The sequence below is a fragment of the Streptomyces sp. NPDC030296 genome, from assembly GCF_055572815.1.
This window is the reverse complement of sequence record NZ_JBVICQ010000015.1, coordinates 177,040-193,104: the sequence shown is the minus strand read 5'-3', so window position 1 is coordinate 193,104 and position 16,065 is coordinate 177,040. Positions and strand designations below refer to the sequence as shown.

The following is a 16,065-nucleotide window of genomic DNA, read 5'->3' as shown; positions in this document are numbered from 1 at the left end:
TCTCGGGCTTTCCTCCGGGCGCTTCCCTTCGGTCTTGCGTTTCCGACTCTATCAGATCGTTTTCCGATCCGATTTCCTCGGTGCTTTCCAGGTTCTCGCTTTCGCGTTTCCCTTTCCGGCGGTTCCGACTCTATCAGATCCTTTCGGGCCTGATTCCCAGTCAGCGGGAGTTGTCTTCGCGGCTGTTGGGCCGTTCCGACGAGTGAGACTTTAGCGGATTCCTGGCTCCCGAGCTAATCGGGGGCTGCGCCCTTTCGAACGCGGATTCCTCATTCTGCAAATACGCACGCCAATGGCACGACGAGGGATCGTCGATTGTTGGTGTTTACCTGCGGAATCGCTGTCCGGGGACCGACCGGGGTCGGCGCTCACGTCGGACAACCCGGAGAACACTACGGACGGGCCCGGGGTGTGTCAACTCGCTGCCGGACCGGTCCCCCGCCGCGTAGCCTGGGCCGCATGACTACGCGTACGTGTCACCAGCAGTGGTGGGCCGCCTGACGGCGGCCGCGCTCACGTACGCACTCGACGGCCGCCGCCCCCGGCGGCCGTTCTCGTATCTCCCTCCAGGGGCGGCCGGCCGGTGGCGGTGGCCCTGACCAGGAGGATGAGAGATGGCGCGGGTCTTCAGCGGGATCAAGCCGACCGGGCATCTGACGCTCGGGAACTACCTCGGGGCCGTTCGGCAGTGGGCAGAGGTCGATCAGCACCGGACGGACGCCTTGTTCTGTGTGGTCGACATGCACGCGCTGACCGTGGACCACGACCCGGCACGGGTACGCAGGCTCAGTCGACAGGCGGCGACCCTGCTGCTGGCATCCGGGCTGGATCCGGAGCTGTGCACCGTCTTCGTACAGAGTCAGGTCGACGAGCACGCGCGGCTGTCGTACGTGCTGGAGTGCGTGGCCACCGACGGTGAGACGCGGCGGATGATCCAGTACAAGGAGAAGGCCGCGCGGGAGCGGGACCGGGGTGGGAGTGTCCGGCTGTCGCTGCTGACGTATCCGGTGCTGATGGCCGCGGACATCCTGGCGTACGGGACGGACGAGGTGCCCGTCGGCGACGACCAGACGCAGCACGTGGAGCTGGCGCGGGATCTGGCGGTGCGGTTCAACCAGCGGTACGGGCAGGCTTTCGTGGTGCCGCGGGCGACGCATCCCAAGGTCGGGGCCAGGGTCATGAATCTGCAGGAGCCGACGTCGAAGATGGGGAAGACGGACGACGTGGGGCCGGGCATCGTCTATCTGCTGGACGAGCCGGATGTGGTGCGCAAGAAGATCATGCGGGCGGTGACGGACAGCGGGCGCGAGGTCGTCTACGACCGGGCGGCGCGGCCGGGGCTCGCCAATCTGCTGGAGATCCTCGCCGCCTGTGAAGGTGGGAACCCCGAGGACCTGAGCGGTGTATATGAGTCGTACGGAGCTTTGAAGAAGGACACCGCAGAGGCCGTGGTCGAGCTCCTCAGGCCCGTACAGCAGAGGCACAAGGCGTTGTGCGCCGATCCTGCGTACGTGGAAGGGGTGTTGCGGTTGGGTGCGGAGAAGGCCAGAGGGATGGCACGGCCGAGAGTGGACGCGGCGTACCGGGCGATCGGGTTGCTGGCCGGTTGACCGCTGTGCCGGGGGTGTGACGGCGGGGTCCCGCCCCCGGCGCTGCGGCTCGGGCGGCCGGCGCGGTCAGCTGTTGTTGCCGGAGGCCAGTTCGCGGCTGCGGTCACGGGCGGCTTCCAGCGCGGCGATCAACGCGGCTCGTACGCCGTGGTTCTCGAGTTCACGGATGGCGCTGATGGTGGTGCCTGCCGGGGAGGTGACGTTCTCGCGGAGTTTGACGGGGTGTTCGCCGCTGTCGCGGAGCATCGTGGCCGCGCCGATGGCGGACTGGACGATGAGGTCGTGTGCCTTGTCGCGGGGCAGGCCGAGCAGGATGCCCGCGTCGGTCATGGCCTCGACCAAGTAGAAGAAGTACGCCGGGCCCGAGCCGGAGAGGGCGGTGCAGGCGTCCTGCTGGGACTCGGGGACGCGGAGGGTCTTGCCGACGGCACCGAAGATCTCGTCGGCGTGCGCGAGGTCGGCCTCGCTCGCGTGGCTGCCTGCGGAGATGACGGACATGGCCTCGTCGACGAGGGCGGGCGTGTTCGTCATGACACGGACGACGGGGGTGCCCGCTGCCAGGCGCTCCTCGAAGAAGGAGGTGGGGATGCCTGCCGCGCCGCTGATGACCAGGCGGTCGGCGGGGGTGTGCGGGGCGAGTTCGTCGAGGAGGGCGGCCATGTCCTGGGGCTTGACCGTCAGGATCAGGGTGTCGGCCGTCTTCGCGGCCTCCGCGTTGGTGACCGGGGTGACGCCGTAACGGGTGCGGAGTTCCTCGGCGCGCTCGGCGCGGCGGGCGGTGACCAGGAGGTCGGCGGGGGCCCAGCCGGCTCGGATCATGCCGCTGAGCAGGGCCTCGCCGATCTTTCCGGTGCCGAGGACTGCGACTTTCTGGGTCATGGTGCGGGTGCCCTCCGGGGGTGCGTCGTCCTGGGGCCATCCTCCCATCGGGGGTGCGGGTCCGGGTGACGTGTCCGGTGGGCGGGATGCGGCGCCCGGGGGCACGGGGGCACCGCGGGGGTTACCTCGTGCGGCGCTTCAGGGTCGCCGCTCCCAGGGTCAGGACCAGGAGGGCGCAGCCGGCGACGATCGCGACGTCCCGGAGGAAGGTGGCTGTCACGTCGGTGTGGAGGAGGACTTCGTTCATGCCGTCGACGGCGTAGGACATGGGGAGGACGTCGGAGATCGCTTCGAGGGCGGGGTGCATGTCGGCGCGGGCGGTGAACAGGCCGCAGAGAAGGAGCTGGGGGAAGATCACGGCCGGCATGAACTGGACGGCCTGGAACTCGGAGGAGGCGAAGGCCGAGACGAAGAGGCCGAGGGCGGTGCCGAGGAGGGCGTCGAGGAGGGCGACGAGGAGGAGCAGCCAGGGTGAACCGGTGACGTCCAGGTCGAGGAACCAGACGGCGAGGCCGGTGGCGAGGGCGGACTGGATGATCGCCAGGGTGCCGAAGGCGAGTGCGTAGCCGGCGATGAGGTCGCCCTTGCCGAGGGGCATGGCGAGGAGGCGTTCGAGGGTGCCGGAGGTGCGTTCGCGGAGGGTGGCGATGGAGGTCACCAGGAACATGGTGATCAGCGGGAAGACGCCGAGGAGTGAGGCGCCGATGGAGTCGAAGACGCGCGGGCTGCCGTCGAAGACATAGCGCAGCAGGAACAGCATCACGCACGGGATGAGCAGCAGCAGGGCGATCGTGCGGGGGTCGTGGCCCAGCTGGCGGAGGACGCGGGCGGCCGTGGCCGTCGTACGGGAGTAGCTGAGTGCCCTCGGCCGGGGTGGAGGTGCGGCCTCGGTGGGGCGGTGGGTCTTCGGGGTGGGGGCCGTGGTGGTCATCGGGTCCTCTCCTTCTGGTCCTTCTGCGGGGAGGCTGTCGCGGCGGCCTCGTCGACCAGGTGCAGGAAGGCCGCTTCGACGGTGTCGGCGTGGGTGCGGGTGCGGAGGGCTTCGGGGGTGTCGTCGGCGAGGATCTCGCCCCCGCGCATCAGGAGGAGGCGGTGGCAGCGCTCGGCCTCGTCCATGACGTGCGACGAGATCAGGAGGGTGGCCCGGCGCTCGGTGGCGAGGGCGTGGAAGAGGTCCCAGAGGTCGCGGCGGAGGACCGGGTCCAGGCCGACCGTGGGTTCGTCGAGGACCAGGAGCTCGGGGGTGCCGAGGAGGGCTACGGCCAGGGAGACACGGTTGCGCTGGCCGCCGGAGAGGTTGCCGGCGAGGGCGTCGGCGTGGCTGGTGAGGTCCACGTCGGCGATGGCCCGGGCGACGTTCTCGTGGCGACGGTCGGCGGCGGCGCGGCCGGGGTCGAGGATCGCGGCGAAGTAGTCGAGGTTCTGACGGACGCTCAGGTCGTCGTAGACGGACGGTGCCTGGGTGACGTAGCCGACGCGGGAGCGGAGGGTGGGGGCGCCCGCGGGGTGGCCGAGAACCTGGAGGGTGCCGGTGACCTTGTCCTGGGTGCCGACGATCGAGCGCATCAACGTCGACTTGCCGCAGCCGGATGGCCCGAGGAGGCCGGTGATCTGACCGGGCGGGACCTCGAAGTCGAGGCCGCGCAGCACGGTGCGGGGGCCTCGGGTGACGGTGAGGTTCTCGGCGTGGATGGCGGGAGCGGACGGTGTGGCCGGAGCAGGGGCCGGGGTGCTCGTGGTGATTGTGGCGGGGTCGGGAGGAGGGGATGCCGACGTCCCGGGCGAGTAATTCATCATGCGATGAATAATGCTCGGGGTGAGTTCGGTCGTCAAGGCGCGCGGAGGGTGGGGTGGGCGCGCGAGGCGTGAACAGGGGAGGGCGGAGGTCCCGGCGATGGGCTGGACGGCGGGGACGGGAGGGGGACGCAAGGCGGCGTGGTTGCGCGTCGAGGGGCGGGGTGGGCCCAGGTGAGGGGTGGTGGGCGCCGGGGGTCGCCATGGAAGGGCGGCATGCGGGCGGCCCCGGCGCAGAACGCCGCGGTGCGGAAGAGTCCCGGCGCGGAAGGTCGCGGTGGGGCGGGCCGTGCGCGGGTGGCCGTAGGTCAGGGGTGGGTGGGATCGGTCCAGGGCCAGGACTGGGCGTAGGTGAGGAAGTCGACGGAGGCGAGGGAGAGGGGAGGGCGTTGCCGTCGGCCCGGACGAGCGGGATGCGGGGGTGAGTGCGGCGGAACTCCACGGCCATGCCGGGGCCGGGTTCGACCGCGAGGACGTGGGCCCCGTGGGCGTGGAGCAGTTAGCTCGATCGTGTGATCGGCGACCTGTGGGCTTGCGGCGTCCTGGGGTGATCGGCTCATGCGGCCGTCCGACTGGGACACCGGGTACGGCGTCAGCGTGCGGGGCCCCTGCTCCACCAGAGGATGGTTCAGGGCCTCCCCGTCGCCTCTGGCCGTACCTGGGATGGCCAGGTCGCGCAGGGTGCCGGCCTCCCGGGCCCGGACCACGGAAGGATGCGTGTCGCCGCCCCGGGGTCGAGAACGCCGGGGACCAGTACGCCCAAGACCGTTCGGGGCGTGCGGCTGAGCGGACTCATCCCCGGCACCCGCCACCGAGGGCTTGCCGTGGCTCAGCCTCGGGGGCGGCGCTTTGCCGGGTTGCCGGTTCGCTTGGTGGTGCGGCGGGTGTACTGGGCCAGGGCGGTTTCGTAGGTCCGGCGGTGGAGGGACTCGCCGGGGGCCTCCGTGAGGGAGCGCAGGAAGTAGGCGGCGAGGGAGCCTATGAAGCCGATGGTGAGGAGGCCGCGCAGGGTGGACTGGCGGTCCGGGTCCGGGCGCCGGGTGAACGAACCCCAGGTGTGGCCGAAGGCTATGGCGCCGCACACGGCGAACATGACGACGACCGTGATCGAGACGAAGCCGCCCACCGCCGCCAGTTGCAGTCCCTCGTAGGCGAGGCGCAGTACGAGGCAGGAGGCCGCCACGGCGGCGAGGGAGCCGATGGAGACGGTCACGCGGCGGGCGGTGTAGTTGCCGTCGTGGTTCAGCCAGGTCGTCCCGAAGAAGCGGATGGGTTCGGGGAGGGGACCCTTGGGCGTCGTGGGGGCCTTGGTGGCCGCCGGGGTCGTGGAGGCCGCGGGTGCCTTGGCGGGCTGCGGCTTCGCCCCGGTTCCGGTCTGCTTGTCGCTCACGGGGTCGATTATGGCGCCGGCGCGCGCGGGGGTGACGGGCCGGGCCGGCGGCGACCCCCGGCCGCTGCGGAACCCCCGCCCCACCCCACGCGGGGCGCCCCCGCCTCACCCGGGGCGCCCCCACCCCCGCAGGTCGCCCCCGCCCAGCCGCGGGCGAGGGCGTCCCTCTCGACTCGTACCGGTTGCCCCTGGTGGGTCAGCCGCAGCGTCCGGCCACGTAGCCGTCGGCGCCGGTGTAGACGTAGGCGTCGGAGATGTAGTCGCCGTCGCCGATGTTGTCCCAGATGTTGGTGGTGCCGTAGGGGCCGGAGATGGTCTGGCCCGGGGTCTGGCAGAAGATCGGAACCTTGGCGCCCTCGGGGAGGACGCGGACGATGCTGTAGCTGGTGCTCGGGCCGCTCCGGACGTTGAGGCGGACGCCGGGGGCGACCGAGTAGTAGCGGACGGCTGCCGTCACCGACGCGGCGGTCGCGTCCGTGGCCGTCGGCTCCCCCTCGTTGTCGCCCGTGATCTCTTCGACGCGGTCGATGGACATGCGAAATCTCCCCCCGTTTCACCCCATGACAGCCATGGGGACCCTTTGATACCCCTGAATCAAGACACGCACACCTGTGCCTTCTTCGTACGCGGAGGCTAGCAAGCCGCCTCTGTCTCGTACGTGTCATCGACTAGGCTCCGTGCGTCGCGCGAGCGGCCGGAACAGCACGGGGGTGGGCCCATGGCGCCACAGCGGGACACCGGTTCGGGAGCGGAAGCGGAACTTCCCGAGTACGCCGGTCAGTACCGCCTGGAGTCATGTCTCGGCTCCGGTGGCATGGGAGTCGTGCATCTGGCCACCTCGACGTCCGGGCTGCGGCTCGCGGTGAAGGTGGTGCACGCCGAGTTCGCCAAGGACCCCGAGTTCAGGGGGCGGTTCCGGCAGGAGGTCGCCGCCGCGCGTCAGGTGAGCGGCGCGTTCACGGCGCCGGTGGTCGACGCCGACACCGACAGCGCCCGGCCCTGGATGGCCACCCTCTTCATTCCCGGCCCGACTCTCGCCGAGTACGTCAAGCGGAACGGGCCGATGCCACCGGGGCAGTTGCGGCGTCTGATGGCGGGGCTCGCCGAGGCGCTGCGCGACATCCACCGGGCGGGCGTGGTGCACCGGGACCTCAAGCCCAGCAATGTGCTGCTCGCCGAGGACGGGCCCAAAGTCATCGACTTCGGGATCTCGCGGCCCAAGGACAGCGAACTGCGCACCGAGACGGGCAAGTTGATAGGCACGCCGCCCTTCATGGCGCCGGAGCAGTTCCGGCGGCCGAGAGAGGTCGGGCCCGCCGCCGACATCTTCGCCCTCGGCTCGGTGACCGTCCACGCGGCGACCGGGCGCGGGCCCTTCGACTCCGACAGCCCATACGTCGTCGCCTACCAGGTGGTCCACGACGAGCCGGACCTCACCGGCGTACCGGACAACCTCGCCCCGCTGGTGCGGGACTGCCTCGCCAAGGAGCCCGAGGACCGGCCCACGGCGGACGAGCTGATGCACCGGCTGCGGTCCGTGGCGGCCTCGTACGACACCCAGGCGTTCATACCGGCCCAGCGCGAGCAGGGGTCGGGGGCGGACGGGGAGCGCGCGCGGGACTCCCTGGCCGAAAAGGGGTCTACGGGCCCGGACGGTACGGCTGCGGGCGTGGGGGACGGCGGGCGGGTCGACGGCGGTCCGGCGGACGCCGCCGAAGGGCGGGGTGAGCGGGGTCGGCCGCGTCGGCGGGTGCTCGTCGTCGCCACCGCGCTGGTGCTGGTCGTGGGCGGGGTCCTCGGCTCGGTGCGGCTGCTCGGCGACGGCGGGGACGCGGCCGGCGGCGGTGCGGCCACGCCGCGCGCGACCGTGGCCGCCGCCCCCGCGCCCGAACCCTGGGCGACGAAACCGGCGCCGAAGAAGGCCGGGGCGCCGCAGTGCTCGTACGGGGCGGGGAAGCTGGTGTGCGCGCAGCCGGGGCTGGTGTCGGCGCTGGATCCGGCCGACGGCCGGGTGCTGTGGCGGCACCCCGTCAGCGGGGACACCAGTGAGCCGCCCGTCGTGTCGGGCGGTCTGGTGCACGTCTCGACGGACGCCGGCGGCCGGTCGCAGGCCCTCGACCCGGCGACCGGCGACGTCCGCTGGGAACGGGACCTCACCGCGTACGGCAGTCGGCGGTTCGTGGGCGGTGTGCTCCTGCTGACCTCGGCCGACGGCACGGTCACCGGCCTGGACGGCGCGACCGGCGACACGCTGTGGAGCCGTGCCGTGCCTGGGCAGCGGGAGGCGTACTTCACCTCGTTCGGCGGGGACGGGCCGGCCTATGTGGCGAGCGTCACCGGTGAGGGGGCGGGGGCGCGGACGCGGGTCACCGCGGTGGATCCCGAGACCGGGGGCGTCGAATGGGACGCGCGGCTGGACGGTGCTCTGAAGCCGGTGGGGGCCAGTGGTGACGCCCTCTTCCTGGTGGCCAGCGGCGGGGTGTACGGCGACACGGTGGGTGTCGTCCGCTACGACGCCGAAGCCGGGACGACGGACCGGTTCACGTTGCCCGTGCGGCTGGAGCAGGCGCTCGCCGTCGTCCGCGGTGACCGCGTCTATCTGCTGGGCATCGGCGGTTCGCTCGTGGCCGTCGACATGAAGGCGGGCAGGCAGCTGTGGCGGGCCGAGACAGGGGTGGCGCAGGGCTCGGCACCCGTGGCCGACGAGCGGTACGTGTACTTCACCACCGCCGACGGGCGGCTGCTCGCGCTCGACGCCCGCAAGGGCCGGCTCACCGGGGAGACTCCCCCGCGGCTCGGCGACACCGACCGGGTCGTGGCCGCGCTGACCACGCCGGTCGTCGTCGAGGGACGCGTCCTCGCGGGCGCCCCCGACGGCACGGTGTTCGGGGTGGACGCGGGGGCTCCGGCGGGCTGGTGACCGCCCGGCGGAGATGACCGGCGGCGGCTGGACCTGGGATCGAACGCGCGGAGGGCCGCTGCCGGGGGTCTCCTCCCGGTAGCGGCCCTCCGTACGTCAGGTCCGTACGCTCCGTGCGTCAGGTCCGTGCGTCGGTCAGCCCAGCTTGGAGACGTCGCGCACGGCGCCCTTGTCGGCGCTGGTGGCCATCGCGGCGTACGCCTTCAGCGCGGCGGAGACCTTCCGGTCGCGGTTCTTGGGGGCGTAGACGCCGTTCAGGGCCTGCTCGCGGCGGGCCAGTTCGGCGTCGTCGACGAGGAGCTCGATCGTGCGGTTGGGGATGTCGATGCGGATGCGGTCGCCGTCCTCGACGAGGGCGATCGTGCCGCCGCCGGCCGCCTCGGGCGAGGCGTGGCCGATCGACAGGCCCGACGTACCCCCGGAGAAGCGGCCGTCGGTGATCAGGGCGCAGGACTTCCCGAGGCCGCGGCCCTTCAGGTACGAGGTCGGGTAGAGCATCTCCTGCATGCCGGGGCCGCCCTTGGGGCCCTCGTAGCGGATGACGACGACGTCGCCCTCCTTGATCTCCTTCAGCAGGATCTTCTGGACGGCCTCCTCCTGCGACTCGCAGACGACCGCCGGGCCCTCGAACGTCCAGATCGACTCGTCGACGCCGGCCGTCTTCACCACGCAGCCGTCGACCGCGAGGTTGCCCTTCAGCACGGCGAGGCCGCCGTCCTTGGAGTAGGCGTGCTCGGCGGAGCGGATGCAGCCGTTCTCGGCGTCCTCGTCCAGGGAGGCCCAGCGCTCCGACTGGGAGAACGCCTCGGCGGAGCGGACGCAGCCGGGGGCCGCGTGCCACAGCTCGACCGCCTCGGGCGACGGGGAGCCGCCGCGCACGTCCCATGTCTTCAGCCAGTCGGCGAGGGAGGCGCTGTGGACGGAGTTCACGTCCTCGTTGAGCAGACCCGCGCGGTGCAGCTCGCCCAGCAGGGCGGGGATGCCGCCGGCGCGGTGCACGTCCTCCATGTAGTAGGTGCGGTTCTTCGCGACGTTGGGCGCGACCTTCGCCAGGCAGGGCACACGGCGCGAGACGGCGTCGATCTCGTTCAGGCCGAAGGGGACGCCCGCCTCCTGGGCGGCGGCCAGCAGGTGCAGGATCGTGTTGGTGGAGCCGCCCATGGCGATGTCGAGGGCCATGGCGTTCTCGAAGGCCGCGAACGAGGCGATGGAGCGCGGGAGGACCGTCTCGTCGTCCTGCTCGTAGTAGCGGCGGGTGATGTCCATGACCGTGTTGGCGGCGTCGACGTAGAGCTGCTTGCGGGCCGTGTGGGTGGCCAGGACCGAGCCGTTGCCCGGGAGGGACAGGCCGATGGCCTCGGTCAGGCAGTTCATCGAGTTGGCGGTGAACATGCCGGAACAGGAGCCACAGGTCGGACAGGCGTTCTCCTCGATACGGAGGATGTCCTCGTCCGAGATCTTGTCGTTCACGGCGTCGGAGATCGCGTCGACCAGGTCGAGCGTGCGGACCGTCCCGTCGACGAGGGTGGCCCGGCCGGACTCCATGGGGCCGCCGGAGACGAAGACCGTCGGGATGTTGAGCCGCAGGGCGGCGTTCAGCATGCCCGGGGTGATCTTGTCGCAGTTGGAGATGCAGATCAGGGCATCGGCGCAGTGGGCCTCGACCATGTACTCCACGCTGTCCGCGATCAGGTCGCGGGAGGGCAGGGAGTACAGCATGCCGCCGTGGCCCATGGCGATGCCGTCGTCGACGGCGATCGTGTTGAACTCGCGGGCGATGCCGCCGGCCTCTCGGATCGCCTCGCTGACGATCCGGCCCACCGGCTGGAGGTGGGTGTGGCCGGGCACGAACTCGGTGAAGGAGTTGGCGACCGCGATGATCGGCTTGCGGCCGATGTCCGCGCCCGGTACACCGGAGGCGCGCATAAGGGCGCGGGCGCCCGCCATGTTGCGGCCGTGGGTGACTGTGCGGGACCTCAGCTCGGGCATCGTCGCTCGCCTCGCTCCTTCGAAGAGTTATGACTGAAGTCGAGCGTACGCCGGTTATCCAGTGGGCGGACACGTCGTCCGGATGACGGGACGAGCGTCTCGGTCTTCGGCGTCCTCAGTGGGGTGCCGTCAGATGGGCCTGCACCACGGGGGCCACTCGTCTGATGATCTGCTCGGGATCCGCCGACGCCAGGGGCTCGACCTTGATCACGTACCGGATCATCGCGATCCCCACGAGCTGCGCCGCCGCCAGCTCGGCCCGCAGTTCCGCGTCCGCGACGTCCAGCCGGCCGGCGATACGCCGGAGCACCTGGGTGGCGACGATCCGCCGGAACACGGCGGCGGCGGTGTCGTTGTTCACGGCCGACCGCACGATGGCGAGCAGCGGCGTACGGGTCGCGGGGTTCTCCCAGACGCCGAAGAAGAAGCGGGTGAGCCGTTCGCCGACGGTGTCGAGCGGGCCGTCCTCGACGGCTCTGGGCGCCTCCACCGCCGGGGCGAAGGAGAGCGTGATGGCGGCCTCGAACACCTGCTCCTTCGTCCCGAAGTAGTGGTGCACCAGCGCCGAGTCCACCCCGGCGGCCTTCGCGATCCCCCGGACCGACGTCTTGTCGTAGCCCCGCTCGGAGAACTCCTCGCGGGCCGCGGCGAGGATGCGGTCGCGGGCGGCGGGGGCGTCGGTGGCTTCCGTACGAGGGGGCCGTCCCCGGCGGCGGGGGGTGGCCGACGTCACGGTCGCGGGACCTTCGCGGAGGAGGCGAGGTGCAGCCGGGTGAAGGCGAGGGCCTCGGCGAGGTCGGCCTCGCGTTCGGCGCTGGACATGGCCCGGCGGGTGTTGACCTCGATCACGACGTGGCCGTCGAAACCGGAGCGGGCGAGGCCCTCCAGCAGCTCGGCGCAGGGCTGGGTGCCGCGGCCCGGTACGAGGTGCTCGTCCTTGGCCGAGCCCCGCCCGTCGGCCATGTGGACGTGGCCGAGGCGGTCGCCCATGCGGTCGACCATCGCCAGCGTGTCGACGCGGGAGGTCGCCGCGTGGCTGAGGTCGATCGTGTAGTGCCGGTAGTCGTCCTTGGTCACGTCCCAGTCGGGGGCGTAGGCGAGCATCTCGCGGTCGCGGTAGCGCCAGGGGTACATGTTCTCGACGGCGAACCGTACGTCCGTCTCACCCGCCATGCGCCAGATCCCGGTGACGAAGTCACGCGCGTACTGGCGCTGCCAGCGGAACGGGGGGTGGACGACGACCGTGCTCGCGCCGAGCTTCTCGGCGGCCGCCCGGGCGCGCTGGAGCTTGACCCACGGGTCGGTGGACCACACCCGCTGGGTGATCAGCAGACAAGGGGCGTGAACGGCGAGGATGGGGATCTGGTGGTAGTCGGAGAGGCGGCGCAGCGCCTCCATGTCCTGGCTGACCGGGTCGGTCCAGACCATGACCTCGACGCCGTCGTAGCCGAGGCGCGCGGCGATCTCGAAGGCCGTCGCCGTGGACTCCGGATACACGGAGGCCGTGGACAGGGCGACCTTCGCGTCCGGGATCCGCACCACTTCTGCCACGCAGCACAGCCTAAAGGGTGGGGTTCCTCGTGGGGGGCAGGGGCGGGCCGTCGGCCGGGATCGGGTGGCGCTCACCACATCGCCGCGGGAGGCGGTCGGCGCGGGCGGGCGCGGGTCCCTCACGGTCGCCCGCGATGTTCCCCGCGTCCTCTGAGCGCTCTCCGAGCGTTCTCTGAGCCCCGCCGTCCCCGTGTGCGAGGTGGCTCCTACGTCATGCCCATGTGGTCCAGGCGACGCAGGATGACGCCCTCGCGCAGGGCCCAGGGGCACACCTCCAGGGTCTCCACCTCGAAGAGGTCCATGGCGCCCTCGGCCACCAGTGCCCCGGCGAGGAGCTGGTTCGCGCGGCCCTCGGAGACGCCGGGGAGGGCGGCCCGCTGGGCGGTGGTCATCTCGGCCAGCTTGGGGACCCAGGACTCCAGGGCCTGGCGCTTGAGGTCGCGCTGGACGTAGAGGCCCTCGGTGGAGCGGGCGGCGCCGCCGATGCGGGCGAGCTGCTTGAAGGTCTTGGAGGTGGCGACCACGTGGTCGGGGGCGCCGAAGCGGCTGAACTCGCCCACGGTGCGGGCGATCTGGGCGCGGACGTGGCGGCGCAACGCGCGGACGTCGTCCGGGGCGGGCGGGTCGCCTGGGAGCCAGCCGGCGGTGAGGCGGCCTGCGCCGAGCGGGAGGGAGACGGCCGCGTCGGGCTCCTCGTCGATGCCGTAGGCGATCTCCAGGGAGCCGCCGCCGATGTCGAGGACGAGGAGCTTGCCCGCGGACCAGCCGAACCAGCGGCGGACGGCGAGGAAGGTCAGCCGGGCCTCCTCCGCGCCGGTGAGGACCTGGAGTTCGACCCCGGTCTCGTCCTTGACACGGGCGAGGACGTCGTCGGCGTTGCTGGCCTCGCGCACGGCGGAGGTGGCGAAGGGGAGCATCTCCTCGACGCCCTTGTCCTCGGCGGCCTGGAGGGCCTCGTGGACGACGGCTATGAGTTTGTCGATCCCGTCCTGGCCTATGGCGCCGTCCTCGTCGAGGAGCTGGGCGAGGCGCAGCTCCACCTTGTGCGAGTGTGCGGGCAGGGGGCGCGCGCCCGGGTGTGCGTCCACCACCAGCAGATGCACCGTGTTCGATCCCACGTCGAGGACACCGAGTCTCATGGGCGGAACGCTACTGCCAGACGAGCCGTGCGCCGTCCTCCGCGCGGGCTTCGGCGCCGTACCCTGGACGGGTGCCAAAGACGAAAAAGGCAAAGGCCGACAAGTCGGCAGTGGTGGCCGCGGCGGACGCCGGGTCCTCGCGGGCGAAGGCGGCGACCAAACCCCCGAAACCGCGCAAGGGCGTTGCGGTGCCCGACGAGAAGGGGCTCGATTTCGCGCGCGCGTGGGTGGAGTTCCCTGATCCGGCGGACGAGGAACAGGTCTTCCGCTGCGATCTGACGTGGCTGACCTCCCGCTGGAACTGCGTCTTCGGCAGCGGCTGCCAGGGCATCCAGGCGGGGCGCGCGGACGACGGCTGCTGCACTCTGGGCGCCCATTTCTCGGACGAGGACGACGAGAAGCGGGTCGCCGAACATGTGGCGAGGCTCACGCCGGAGATCTGGCAGTTCCATGATGTGGGCACCCGGACCGGGTGGGTCTCCCAGGACGAGGACGGGGAGCGGCAGACCCGGCCGTACAAGGGTTCGTGCATCTTCCAGAACCGTCCGGGTTTCGCCGGCGGGGCGGGCTGCTCGCTGCACATCCTGGCGCTGCGCGAGGGGCGCGAGCCGTTGGAGACGAAGCCGGACGTCTGCTGGCAGCTGCCGATCCGGCGCACCTACGACTGGATCGACCGGCCCGACGACACCCGGGTGCTGCAGGTGTCGATCGGTGAGTACGACCGCCGCGGCTGGGGCCCCGGCGGCCATGACCTGCACTGGTGGTGCACGTCGGCGACGTCGGCGCACGGCGCGGGTGAGCCGGTGTACGTGTCGTACCGGCCGGAGTTGATCGAGCTGATGGGCAAGGCCGCGTACGACCGGCTGGTGGAGCTGTGCGAGGAGCGGCTGGCGACTGGGCTGCCGCTGGTGGCGCCGCATCCGGCGGACCCGGTGGTGCCGTAGGCCGGCATCGGCCTCTTGCGGCGGCGGTCCCGCTCGGCCTCAGGGTGCGGGTGGGGGATCGCCGTCGCCGCCGCCCGGCGGGGGCGGCGGGTCGGCAGGTCCCGTGGAGGCCTGGTCGGTGGGGGTCGGGGTCGGGTCCGGCTGGGCGGAGCCGGTGGGAGTGGGCTCCGGGTCGGGCTGCGGGGGCGGCTCGGTGGGCCTCGGCTGGCCGGGGTCCGGCACGGGTGCGGTCGGGCGGGGGTCGTCCGGCGGCGCGGGGACGGGACCGTAGCCCTCGATGGTGACGACGGTGCCCGCGGGGGCGAGCGTGACCTGCGCGGTCCAGTGCCCGGCGGGCTCGCTCAGCTGGTCCACGTACACCTTGATCGTCAGTGAGGCGCCGGGTTTCAGGGTTCCCGAGGAGTGGCTGAGGTAGAGCCAGTCGGCGCCGGTGCGGGCGGACCAGGCGACCGGGGAGTCGCCGGTGGCGCGCAGGGTGATGAGGGTGGTCTCGCCGTCGTTGCGGGCGGTCACGGCGAGCGCGCCGCCGCCTTTGCCGCGGGTGACCTCCACGGAGACGTCGTCCGAGTCGTGTCCGCCCCGGCGGGCGCCGGGTTCGGCCCGGGCGCTGCCGGCGTTCTCGTAGGCGCCGGTGCCGTCGCCGACGGTGCCGTCGCCCTGTTCCTCGCCGGAGGCGACCGGCCGGCCGTCGACGCCCTCGCCGATCAGGGGGGCGCCCCGGTAGGCGGCCCAGAGGGCGAGGACTGGGGCGGCGACGACGGTGGCGACGACCGTGGTGGTGACGGCACGCGCGCGGAGCCGGTCGCGGCGGGCGGCGCGGTCCCTGGGGTCCATGGGGAAGCCGCGCCGGTCGAAACGCGGGGCACGCGCGCGTGTGAGGTGTCCCATCGCGCCGTACAGGGCCTCGCGCGGGGCTTCGAGGACGGGCAGCGCGGCAGGGGTGACGCTGGTGCCGGGCCAGCGGCCGGGGACGGCGCGCTCGGCGGCGCGGCGGCAGGCGGGGCAGTCGTCGACGTGCCGGACGAGTTCGCGGCGCAGGGTGGCGCTGAGGACGAGTTGCCGGTCGCCGGTGAGGAGGGCGACACCGGGGCAGGCGCCGGTCTCCACGACGGCGAGGGCGGCACGGGTGCGCTCCACCTCGCAGGCGGCGGAGGAGAGCAGTTCGCGGGCGGCGGCCGCGTCCAGGCCGAGGACGTCGGCGACCTCCTGGGCGGTGAGCTGGTGGCGGACCGCGAGTTCGAGCGCCTCGCGCTGCTCGGGGGTGGTGCCGGCGGCCTCCGGCCAGGCCAGCCGGGCGAGTTCACGGCGACGGCGCTCCTCCTCCTCGGACAGGTGCGGTGCGGCGGCCCGTACGCCGTGCTGGGGCTCCGCGCCGTGCGGGGCGCGGCGGCCCTGGGCGTGTGCGCCGGGGCGCGTCTGCCGGGTCTCGGCGAGTTTGCGCAGACAGGACCAGCGGGCCAGCGCGTACAGCCAGGACCGGCGCCTCTCCTCGGCGTCCGGGCCGCGGCGGCGCTCGGCGAGGGCGAGGACGTCACCCAGGGCGGCGATCGCCATGTCGTGGTCGCACAGCACCGACATGCAGTAGGTGAACAGGCCGTCCAGGTACGGCTCGTAGCGCGCGGGCGGGCGCTGCGCCACCGCGCGCGCCGCAGCCCGATCGCGCGCCTCGCGGTGCGCCCGGTGGGCGCCGGCGGTGCGGGTCGAGGTCTCCGGACTGATGCTCATCATTCGTGGACGGTAGGCGCCCGGAAGCAGCACCTTCTCGCCTCTTGAGCACTTTTACTCCGTACGGGTGAAACGATCCCTCATAAGGGGACAGGAACGGGGGCTTCGGCGGACTGGCTGGTTG

The 16,065-nt window shown here is 72.2% G+C and carries 13 protein-coding genes; 3 read left to right on the top strand and 10 right to left on the bottom strand.

Annotated features, from left to right (window positions below; translation table 11 throughout):
• Window positions 1–614: 614 nt before the first annotated feature.
• Window positions 615–1,610 carry a tryptophan--tRNA ligase gene (gene trpS, locus ACZ4Z3_RS34975; RefSeq protein WP_468504821.1) on the top strand — a complete coding sequence of 332 codons (996 nt, stop codon included), beginning with the start codon at window positions 615–617 and terminating at the stop codon, window positions 1,608–1,610.
• Window positions 1,611–1,676: 66 nt separating this feature from the next.
• On the opposite strand, the gene proC is transcribed toward trpS, so the two are convergent.
• The 5 genes from proC to ACZ4Z3_RS34950 form a co-directional block, all read right to left on the bottom strand.
• Window positions 1,677–2,489, bottom strand: coding sequence for a pyrroline-5-carboxylate reductase (gene proC, locus ACZ4Z3_RS34970; protein WP_055716589.1), 813 nt, complete (start codon window positions 2,487–2,489; stop codon window positions 1,677–1,679).
• A 121-nt stretch (window positions 2,490–2,610) separates the two neighbouring features.
• A complete protein-coding gene (locus ACZ4Z3_RS34965) occupies window positions 2,611–3,420 on the bottom strand; it encodes an ABC transporter permease (protein ID WP_468504820.1) in 810 nt (269 codons plus the stop codon).
• On the bottom strand, window positions 3,417–4,286 hold the full coding sequence (locus tag ACZ4Z3_RS34960) for an ABC transporter ATP-binding protein (protein ID WP_468504819.1): 870 nt from the start codon (window positions 4,284–4,286) through the stop codon (window positions 3,417–3,419). The genes ACZ4Z3_RS34965 and ACZ4Z3_RS34960 overlap by 4 nt, the downstream gene beginning before the upstream one ends.
• Window positions 4,287–5,112: 826 nt before the next feature.
• Window positions 5,113–5,673, bottom strand: coding sequence for an EamA/RhaT family transporter (locus ACZ4Z3_RS34955; RefSeq protein WP_468504818.1), 561 nt, complete (start codon window positions 5,671–5,673; stop codon window positions 5,113–5,115).
• Between the two features lie 196 nt (window positions 5,674–5,869).
• Complete coding sequence (locus ACZ4Z3_RS34950; protein ID WP_468504817.1) at window positions 5,870–6,208, bottom strand: SH3 domain-containing protein; 339 nt, start codon at window positions 6,206–6,208, stop codon at window positions 5,870–5,872.
• A gap of 183 nt (window positions 6,209–6,391) precedes the next feature.
• Here ACZ4Z3_RS34950 and ACZ4Z3_RS34945 point away from each other — a divergent pair, with 183 nt between their 5' ends.
• Entirely contained in the window at window positions 6,392–8,593 is a 2,202-nt protein-coding gene (locus ACZ4Z3_RS34945) for a serine/threonine-protein kinase (protein WP_468504816.1), read from the top strand.
• A gap of 135 nt (window positions 8,594–8,728) precedes the next feature.
• Here ACZ4Z3_RS34945 and ilvD read toward each other — a convergent pair whose 3' ends face one another.
• The 4 genes from ilvD to ACZ4Z3_RS34925 form a co-directional block, all read right to left on the bottom strand.
• Entirely contained in the window at window positions 8,729–10,582 is a 1,854-nt protein-coding gene (gene ilvD, locus ACZ4Z3_RS34940) for a dihydroxy-acid dehydratase (RefSeq protein WP_468504815.1), read from the bottom strand.
• Window positions 10,583–10,697: 115 nt separating this feature from the next.
• The gene (locus ACZ4Z3_RS34935) at window positions 10,698–11,315 is read right to left on the bottom strand and encodes a TetR/AcrR family transcriptional regulator (RefSeq protein ID WP_468504814.1); all 618 of its coding nucleotides are present in this window, start codon (window positions 11,313–11,315) and stop codon (window positions 10,698–10,700) included.
• The gene (locus ACZ4Z3_RS34930; RefSeq protein WP_468504813.1) at window positions 11,312–12,133 is read right to left on the bottom strand and encodes a sugar phosphate isomerase/epimerase family protein; all 822 of its coding nucleotides are present in this window, start codon (window positions 12,131–12,133) and stop codon (window positions 11,312–11,314) included. The genes ACZ4Z3_RS34935 and ACZ4Z3_RS34930 overlap by 4 nt, the downstream gene beginning before the upstream one ends.
• Window positions 12,134–12,339: 206 nt before the next feature.
• Window positions 12,340–13,272 carry a Ppx/GppA family phosphatase gene (locus ACZ4Z3_RS34925; RefSeq protein ID WP_468504812.1) on the bottom strand — a complete coding sequence of 311 codons (933 nt, stop codon included), beginning with the start codon at window positions 13,270–13,272 and terminating at the stop codon, window positions 12,340–12,342.
• Between the two features lie 71 nt (window positions 13,273–13,343).
• Between ACZ4Z3_RS34925 and ACZ4Z3_RS34920 the strand changes: the two genes are divergently transcribed.
• The gene (locus tag ACZ4Z3_RS34920; RefSeq protein WP_468504811.1) at window positions 13,344–14,216 is read left to right on the top strand and encodes a DUF3109 family protein; all 873 of its coding nucleotides are present in this window, start codon (window positions 13,344–13,346) and stop codon (window positions 14,214–14,216) included.
• Window positions 14,217–14,255: 39 nt separating this feature from the next.
• Here the strand turns inward: ACZ4Z3_RS34920 and ACZ4Z3_RS34915 are convergent, their stop codons facing one another.
• Complete coding sequence (locus ACZ4Z3_RS34915; RefSeq protein WP_468504810.1) at window positions 14,256–15,944, bottom strand: BACON domain-containing protein; 1,689 nt, start codon at window positions 15,942–15,944, stop codon at window positions 14,256–14,258.
• Window positions 15,945–16,065 lie beyond the last annotated feature (121 nt).

Excerpts from the sequence above, each read along its gene's own strand:
- ilvD (WP_468504815.1), bottom strand. The coding sequence starts at position 10,582 with ATGCCCGAGCTGAGGTCCCGCACAGTCACCCACGGCCGCAACATGGCG.
- ACZ4Z3_RS34960 (WP_468504819.1), bottom strand. The coding sequence starts at position 4,286 with ATGATGAATTACTCGCCCGGGACGTCGGCATCCCCTCCTCCCGACCCC.
- ACZ4Z3_RS34925 (WP_468504812.1), bottom strand. The coding sequence starts at position 13,272 with ATGAGACTCGGTGTCCTCGACGTGGGATCGAACACGGTGCATCTGCTG.
- proC (WP_055716589.1), bottom strand. The coding sequence starts at position 2,489 with ATGACCCAGAAAGTCGCAGTCCTCGGCACCGGAAAGATCGGCGAGGCC.
- ACZ4Z3_RS34950 (WP_468504817.1), bottom strand. The coding sequence starts at position 6,208 with ATGTCCATCGACCGCGTCGAAGAGATCACGGGCGACAACGAGGGGGAG.
- ACZ4Z3_RS34945 (WP_468504816.1), top strand. The coding sequence starts at position 6,392 with ATGGCGCCACAGCGGGACACCGGTTCGGGAGCGGAAGCGGAACTTCCC.
- trpS (WP_468504821.1), top strand. The coding sequence starts at position 615 with ATGGCGCGGGTCTTCAGCGGGATCAAGCCGACCGGGCATCTGACGCTC.
- ACZ4Z3_RS34915 (WP_468504810.1), bottom strand. The coding sequence starts at position 15,944 with ATGATGAGCATCAGTCCGGAGACCTCGACCCGCACCGCCGGCGCCCAC.
- ACZ4Z3_RS34965 (WP_468504820.1), bottom strand. The coding sequence starts at position 3,420 with ATGACCACCACGGCCCCCACCCCGAAGACCCACCGCCCCACCGAGGCC.